Consider the following 7,429-nt stretch of genomic DNA (forward strand, 5'->3'; position numbering starts at 1 on the left):
TTCCATGACGGTACGTGCCGCGGTGGCCGGGGCGAGCGGATACGCGGGCGGTGAGCTGCTGCGGCTGCTCCTGACGCACCCCGAGGTCGAGATAGGCGCCCTGACCGGCAACTCCAACGCCGGACAGCGGCTCGGCGCGCTCCAGCCGCAGCTGTTCCCGCTGGCCGACCGGGTGCTCCAGGAGACCACCGCCGAGGTGCTCGCCGGGCACGACGTGGTGTTCCTCGCGCTGCCGCACGGCCAGTCCGCCGCCGTCGCCGAGCAGCTCGGACCGGACGTGCTCGTGGTCGACATGGGCGCCGACTTCCGGCTCCGGGACGCCGCCGACTGGGAGGCGTTCTACGGCTCCCCGCACGCCGGGACCTGGCCCTACGGGCTCCCCGAACTGCCGGGTGCCCGCGCCGCGCTGGAGGGGTCCAAGCGCGTCGCGGTGCCCGGCTGCTACCCCACCGCCGTCTCCCTCGCCCTGTTCCCGGCGTACACCGCTGGGCTCGCCGAGCCCGAGGCCGTGATCGTCGCCGCCTCCGGTGCCTCCGGCGCGGGCAAGACGCCCAAGCCCCACCTGCTGGGCAGCGAGGTCATGGGCTCCATGTCGCCGTACGGCGTCGGCGGCGGTCACCGGCACACCCCCGAGATGATCCAGAACCTCAGCGCGGCGGCGGGCGAGCGGGTCGCCGTGTCCTTCACCCCGACCCTCGCGCCGATGCCGCGCGGCATCCTCGCCACCTGCGGCGCCAAGGCCAGGCCCGGCGTCGGCGCCGAGTCGCTGCGCGCCGCCTACGAGAAGGCCTACGCCGACGAGCCGTTCGTCCACCTCCTCCCCGAGGGCCAGTGGCCCGCCACGGCGTCCGTCCAGGCTTCCAACGCCGTTCAGGTCCAGGTCGCGTACGACGCCGCCGCGCACCGCATCATCGCGATCAGCGCCATCGACAACCTGACCAAGGGCACCGCGGGCGGTGCCGTGCAGAGCATGAACCTGGCCCTCGGCCTCCCCGAGGGCCTGGGACTTTCCACGATCGGAGTCGCACCGTGAGCGTCACGGCAGCACAGGGATTCACGGCGGCGGGCATCGCCGCCGGGATCAAGGAGAACGGCAACCCGGACCTGGCCCTCGTGGTCAACACCGGGCCCCGCCGCGCCGCCGCGGGCGTCTTCACCTCCAACCGCGTCAAGGCCGCCCCCGTCCTGTGGTCCGAGCAGGTCCTCAGGACCGGCGAGCTGACCGCCGTCGTCCTCAACTCCGGCGGCGCCAACGCCTGCACCGGCCCCAAGGGCTTCCAGGACACCCACGCCACCGCCGAGAAGACCGCCGACGTCCTCGGCATCGGCGCCGGGGAGGTCGCCGTCTGCTCCACCGGCCTCATCGGCGTACTCCTGCCCATGGACAAGCTGCTCCCCGGCGTCGAGACCGCCGCCGCCCAGCTGTCCGAGCACGGCGGTGAGAAGGCCGCCATCGCCATCAAGACCACCGACACCGTCCACAAGACCTCCGTGGTCACCCGCGGCGGCTGGACCGTCGGCGGCATGGCCAAGGGCGCCGGAATGCTCGCCCCCGGCCTCGCCACCATGCTCGTCGTCCTCACCACCGACGCCGACCTCGACAGCACGGCCCTGGACCGCGCGCTGCGGGACGCCACCCGCGTCACCTTCGACCGCGTCGACTCCGACGGCTGCATGTCCACCAACGACACCGTGCTGCTGCTCGCCTCCGGGGCGTCCGGGATCGCGCCCGGGTACGCGGAGTTCGCCGACGCCGTACGGCAGGTCTGCGACGACCTCGGCCAGCAGCTGATCCGGGACGCCGAGGGCGCCAGCAAGGACATCAGGGTCGAGGTCGTCAACGCCGCGACCGAGGACGACGCCGTCGAGGTCGGCCGGTCCATCGCCCGCAACAACCTCCTCAAGTGCGCCCTCCACGGCGAGGACCCCAACTGGGGCCGCGTGCTGTCCGCCATCGGCACCACCAAGGCCGCCTTCGAGCCCGACCGGCTGGGCGTCGCCATCAACGGCGTCTGGGTGTGCAAGGACGGCGGCGTCGGCGAGGACCGTGACCAGGTCGACATGCGCTACCGCGAGGTGCACATCGTCGCCGACCTCGGCGCGGGCTCCGAGACCGCCACCATCTGGACCAACGACCTCACCGCCGACTACGTCCACGAGAACAGCGCGTACTCGTCATGACCCACACGCCCGCGCGGAAGCACACCGCGCTGCCCAAGGCCCAGATCCTCATCGAGGCGCTGCCCTGGCTGGTCCGGCACAACGGCAAGACCGTCGTCATCAAGTTCGGCGGCAACGCCATGGTCGACGAGGAGCTGAAGGCCGCGTTCGCCCAGGACGTCGTCTTCCTGCACCACGCCGGTCTCAAGCCCGTCGTCGTGCACGGCGGCGGCCCGCAGATCAGCGCCGCCCTCGACCGGCACGGCATCGTCAGCGAGTTCAAGGCGGGCCTGCGCGTCACCACCGAGGACGCCATGGACGTCGTACGCATGGTGCTGGCCGGACAGGTCCAGCGCGAACTGGTCGGCCTGCTCAACCAGCACGGCCCGCTGGCCGTCGGACTGACCGGCGAGGACGCGCACACCATCACCGCCACCAAGCACCTGCCCGAGATCGACGGCGAGTCGGTCGACATCGGGCGGGTCGGCGAGATCACCGCCATCGACACGGGCGCGATCGAGGCGCTGCTCGCCGACGGCCGTATCCCGGTCGTCTCGTCGATCGCCCGTTCCCAGGACGACGGACATGTCTACAACGTCAATGCTGATACGGCGGCTGCGGCACTCGCTGCTGCGCTGGGCGCCGAGACCCTCATGGTCCTCACCGACGTCGAGGGCCTCTACGAGGACTGGCCCCACAGCGACGAGGTGATCAGCCGCCTCACCGCGTCCCAGCTGGAGAGACTGCTGCCGGAGCTGGCCTCCGGGATGGTGCCGAAGATGGAGGGCTGCCTGCACGCCGTACGCAACGGCGTCACCACCGCCCGCGTCATCGACGGCCGGGTCCAGCACTCGATCCTGCTGGAGGTTTTCACGGATGAGGGGATCGGCACGATGGTCGTGCCGGACGAGAAGCAGGGGGACGCCGAATGAGCGGCAACGCCGAACTGACCCAGCGGTGGCAGGGCGCGCTGATGAACAACTACGGCACCCCGCGCCTCCCCCTCGTCCGTGGCGCGGGCACCCGGCTGTGGGACGCCGACGGCAAGGAGTACCTCGACTACGTCGGCGGTATCGCCGTCAACGCGCTCGGCCACGCCCACCCGGCGGTCGTCGAGGCGGTCAGCACGCAGATCGCGTCCCTCGGCCATGTCTCCAACCTCTTCGTCGCCGAACCGCCCGTCGCCCTCGCCGAACGGCTCCTGGAGCACTTCGGCCGGGACGGCAAGGTGTACTTCTGCAACTCCGGCGCCGAGGCCAACGAGGGCGCCTTCAAGATCGGGCGGCTGACCGGGCGGACCCACATGGTCGCCACCGACGGGGGCTTCCACGGCCGCACCATGGGCGCGCTGGCCCTCACCGGCCAGCCCGGCAAGCGCGAGCCGTTCCTGCCGCTGCCCGGCGACGTCACGCATGTGCCGTACGGCGACGCCAAGGCGCTGGCCGCCGCGGTCACCGAGGAGACCGCCCTGGTGATCATCGAGCCGATCCAGGGCGAGAAGGGCGTCGTCGTACCGCCCGCCGACTACCTCAAGGCGGCCCGCGCGATCACCGCGGCCACCGGCGCGCTGCTCGTCCTCGACGAGGTGCAGACCGGAATCGGCCGGACCGGGCACTGGTTCGAGTACCAGGCCCACGAGGGCGTCCTGCCCGATGTCGTCACCCTCGCCAAGGGCCTCGGCGGCGGGCTGCCGCTGGGCGCCACGGTCGCCTTCGGCCGGGCGGCGGAGCTGCTCCAGCCCGGCCACCACGGCACCACCTTCGGCGGCAACCCGGTCGCCTGCGCCGCTGGACTGGCTGTCCTGGAAACCATCGCGGGCGACGGGTTGCTGGCGAACGTCAAGCGGCAGAGCGGCGCGTTGCGCGACGGTATCGAGTCGCTGAACCATGCGTTGATCAGCCATGTCCGGGGTGCGGGCCTGCTCCTGGGTATCGTGCTCACCGAACCGCTCGCGGCGCAGGTGCAGCAGGCGGCTCAGGACGCCGGTTTCCTGGTGAACGCGCCCGCCCCCGATGTCGTACGGCTGATGCCGCCGCTGAACCTCGGCGACGACGAGGTGGACGCGCTCCTCCAGGCGCTGCCCGGCATCCTCGACGCAGTGCACGGGGACGGACGATCCGGAGAATGAGACGACGATGAGCCAGGCGCAGGATCACGGGCCCGCAGTGCCACAGACCCGCACGGCACGCCACCGCCGGATCGTGGACATCCTCAACCGGCAACCGGTGCGCTCGCAGAGCCAGTTGGCGAAGCTGCTCGCCGACGACGGGCTGAGCGTCACCCAGGCGACGCTCTCCCGGGACCTGGACGAGCTGAACGCGGTCAAGATCCGCAACAACGAGGGCGACCTCATCTACGCGGTGCCCAGCGAGGGCGGCTTCCGCACCCCGCGGGCGCCGCTCGGGGAGTCCGCGAAGGAGGAGCGGATGCGGCGGCTCTCCCAGGAGCTGCTGATCTCCGCGGAGGCCTCCGCGAACCTCGTGGTCCTGCGCACCCCGCCCGGCGCCGCGCAGTTCCTCGCCTCGGCCATCGACCAGGCGGAGCTGCACGACATCCTGGGGACGATCGCGGGCGACGACACGCTGCTGCTGATCAGCCGGGACGCGGGGGGCGGGCAGGCACTGGCCGACCATCTGCTGCGGCTGGCCCAGAACGGGCACGGGAACGGGCACGGTCACTGAGGGAGGCGGTTCACGCCTCCCTGGCGGCCCGGCCCAGACGCAGGGCGGATACGAGGAAGAAGACGCCGCCGAGGAAGGCGTAGCCCGCAAGCGCGCTCAGGGAGGCGTCGTCCCTGCCCGCCTGCGCGAAGAAGGACGCACCGGCGAGGGTGGAGATGGCCCCGCTGGCGATCATCGCCCACTGACCGCCGAGCGGGCGGCGGGCGACCCCGACGACGAGCTGGACGACGCCCGCGGTGACGGCCCAGACGCCCCAGACCCGCAGGACGGCCGGGATGCCGGAGGCGGCGGCGACGGCCAGACCGACGCCCGTGAGCGCGCTGAGCGCGATGTTGGCGTACAGACCACGGACGGGGCCGCCGTGTGCCCTGGCGGACCGGACGTCGACGACGGCGCACGCCAGGTCGAACAGGGGGTAGATCACCAGCAGCGTCGCGCTGACCGGTCCCAGTGTGGAGGCGGTCGCGAGGAGCAGGGCGGCCCATCCGGCGGCGAAACCGAAGCGCAGGAAGTAGAGCTTGCGCAGGGCCGCGGGGGCGTTGGTGGTGGGGCTGTCGGCGGTGATGGTGTCCATGGGATGTCCTTGGGTGTCTGCGGATGCCGAGACGTGAGGGAGAACGTTCGGTCTACCTCGCTATCTAAGGCGAGCCCGGCCCTGTCGTCAAGACCGATCGTTCTCCCTCATGGTTCGGTAGCCTGGACGCATGGGCCACAGCACACAGGGCAACAGCACGTCGGAAGCGCGATCACGGCTGCTCGCCACGGCGACGAGGATCTTCTACGCGGAGGGGATCCACTCCGTCGGCATCGACCGGATCATCGCGGAGGCACAGGTCACCCGCGCCACGCTGTACCGGCACTTCACGGGCAAGGAGGAACTCGTCCTCGCCTACCTCGACCTCGCCGACCGGGAGATCCGGGCCCAGGTCGAGACCGCACGGGCGAGTGAGGAGTCGGCGGCCGACCAGGTCCGGGCCGTCGCCCGGTCCATCACCGCGGGTATCCGGTCCCGGGGCTTCCGCGGCTGTGCCTTCCTCAACGCGGCCGCCGAATACCCCGACCCCGCGCACCCCATCCACCGGGCCGTCCTGGCCCACCGGCAGTGGTTCCTCGACACCGTCACGGAGTTGTTGGCACACACCGACGGCCCACCCGCCGACGCCGACGGCCGACACTTCGTCATGCTCCGGGATGGCGCGATGGCCGCGGGCTGTCTCGCCGACGCCGCACTGGTCTCGGAGACCTTCCTGCGGGGCGTCGAGGGACTCCTGCGGGAGCGCTCCGCGTCAGAAAGGGCGTAGGGCCAGGCGCGACGCCTACCCCAGCCGCGCCGCAAGCCCCCGGGTGCACCGCACCTCGTCCCCCGCCGTGATCAGCAGCGCCTCCACGTCGGGCAGGCCCTCCAGCCACGCCAGCGCGGCCCGTGACCCCATCGCGAAGGCCGCCGTGGCCCAGCAGTCGGCCCAGGTCAGCCGGGGGGCGACGACGGTCACGGCGACCAGGTCCGTGACCGCGGAGCGCCCCGTGCGCGGGTCGACGACATGGGCGCCGCGCTCGGCGGAGCCGGAGGTGGCGACGGCCAGTTCGGGCGCCCCGGCGGCGGACACCACCGCCGCGAGCCCACCCGGCCGCAGCGGATCCGCCACGCCGACCCGCCAGGGCCGCCGCACCCCGGGAGTGCCGAGCAACTGCACGTCCCCGCCGCCGTTGAGGTTGACCCCGCTGGCCCCGGCCGCCGCCAGCCGCCGAGCCGCCCGCTCGATCGCCCAGCCCTTGACGATCCCGGTCGGGTCCAGCCGCCCCTCGTACGCCGTGCTGAACCAGCCGTCGCTCACCCGCTCCGCCTCCGCGCCCAGCTCCAGCACCTCGGCGACCTCGGGAGCGCACTCCTCGACGGTCAGCTCGCCGTTGGCCAGCCGGGAGACCTGACTGTCCTCACGGAAGGTGCTGAACACCGCGTCGACCTCGTGCAGCCCGGCGACCGCCTCGCGCAGCGCGGCCCGTACGGCATCGGGGTCCCCGCCGCGGACGTCGAAGGAGAAGACGGTCCCCATCGTCTCCTCCACATGACGCACCGCGGCGGGAGTCTGTGCGGACTCGGCCACCGGCTCAGCCACCGGCCTGGTCCAGGGCCGACTGCAGGGACTGCTGGTATCCCTTGCTGGTGTAGGTGGCTCCGGAGACGGCGTCGATGTCGGCGTTTCCGGCGGTGACGGCTGCCTGGTTGAGCTGGGGGAGGGCGTCGTTGGTGGCGTCGCTGTCGGGTGCCTGGACGGCCTGGGCCTGGGTGATCTTGCCGCCTTCGACGGTGATGCGGACCTGCACGGGCCCGTACTGCGTCTGCGCCACCTCACCGGTGACGGTACGGGCCTGCTGCCCCGAGCCGGGCTGCTCGGCATCCGCCTTCTCCATCTGGTCCACGGCCGACTGCAGGGACTGCTGGTATCCCTTGCTGGTGTAGGTGGCTCCGGAGACGGCGTCGATGTCGGCGCTTCCGGCGGTGACGGCTGCCTGGTTGAGCTGGGGGAGGGCGTCGTTGGTGGCGTCGCTGTCGGGTGCCTGGACGGCCTGGGCCTGGGTGATCTTGC

The 7,429-nt window shown here is 72.2% G+C and carries 9 protein-coding genes; 6 read left to right on the forward strand and 3 right to left on the reverse strand.

The genetic code is table 11. The features are described 5' to 3' along the window. Window positions 1–4: 4 nt before the first annotated feature. Genes argC through ACFVQG_RS23070 form a run of 5 tightly spaced genes read left to right on the forward strand, consistent with a single transcriptional unit; the run spans window position 5 to window position 4,841 of the window. On the forward strand, window positions 5–1,033 hold the full coding sequence (gene argC, locus ACFVQG_RS23050) for an N-acetyl-gamma-glutamyl-phosphate reductase (RefSeq protein ID WP_383386450.1): 1,029 nt from the start codon (window positions 5–7) through the stop codon (window positions 1,031–1,033). Next, window positions 1,030–2,181, forward strand: coding sequence for a bifunctional glutamate N-acetyltransferase/amino-acid acetyltransferase ArgJ (gene argJ, locus ACFVQG_RS23055; protein ID WP_383386452.1), 1,152 nt, complete (start codon window positions 1,030–1,032; stop codon window positions 2,179–2,181). Before argC ends, argJ begins: the two co-directional genes overlap by 4 nt. Then, the gene (gene argB / locus ACFVQG_RS23060) at window positions 2,178–3,092 is read left to right on the forward strand and encodes an acetylglutamate kinase (protein ID WP_383386455.1); all 915 of its coding nucleotides are present in this window, start codon (window positions 2,178–2,180) and stop codon (window positions 3,090–3,092) included. Before argJ ends, argB begins: the two co-directional genes overlap by 4 nt. After that, complete coding sequence (locus ACFVQG_RS23065) at window positions 3,089–4,288, forward strand: acetylornithine transaminase (protein ID WP_383386458.1); 1,200 nt, start codon at window positions 3,089–3,091, stop codon at window positions 4,286–4,288. Before argB ends, ACFVQG_RS23065 begins: the two co-directional genes overlap by 4 nt. Before the next feature lie 7 nt (window positions 4,289–4,295). Further along, a complete protein-coding gene (locus ACFVQG_RS23070) occupies window positions 4,296–4,841 on the forward strand; it encodes an arginine repressor (RefSeq protein ID WP_383386460.1) in 546 nt (181 codons plus the stop codon). Between the two features lie 10 nt (window positions 4,842–4,851). Here the strand turns inward: ACFVQG_RS23070 and ACFVQG_RS23075 are convergent, their stop codons facing one another. Then, window positions 4,852–5,415: a hypothetical protein gene (locus ACFVQG_RS23075; RefSeq protein ID WP_383386463.1), complete on the reverse strand. Its 564-nt coding sequence runs from the start codon at window positions 5,413–5,415 to the stop codon at window positions 4,852–4,854. Window positions 5,416–5,545: 130 nt separating this feature from the next. Here ACFVQG_RS23075 and ACFVQG_RS23080 point away from each other — a divergent pair, with 130 nt between their 5' ends. Beyond that, complete coding sequence (locus ACFVQG_RS23080) at window positions 5,546–6,142, forward strand: TetR/AcrR family transcriptional regulator (RefSeq protein WP_383386466.1); 597 nt, start codon at window positions 5,546–5,548, stop codon at window positions 6,140–6,142. A 15-nt stretch (window positions 6,143–6,157) separates the two neighbouring features. Here ACFVQG_RS23080 and ACFVQG_RS23085 read toward each other — a convergent pair whose 3' ends face one another. Then, a complete protein-coding gene (locus ACFVQG_RS23085; protein WP_383386469.1) occupies window positions 6,158–6,958 on the reverse strand; it encodes an FAD:protein FMN transferase in 801 nt (266 codons plus the stop codon). Continuing rightward, window positions 6,951–7,429: FMN-binding protein (locus tag ACFVQG_RS23090; protein WP_383386472.1), on the reverse strand; the 479-nt coding region annotated here is incomplete at its 5' end. The genes ACFVQG_RS23085 and ACFVQG_RS23090, both read right to left, overlap by 8 nt.

The sequence above is a fragment of the Streptomyces sp. NPDC057877 genome, from assembly GCF_042796855.1.
Classification (GTDB): Bacteria; Actinomycetota; Actinomycetes; order Streptomycetales; family Streptomycetaceae; genus Streptomyces.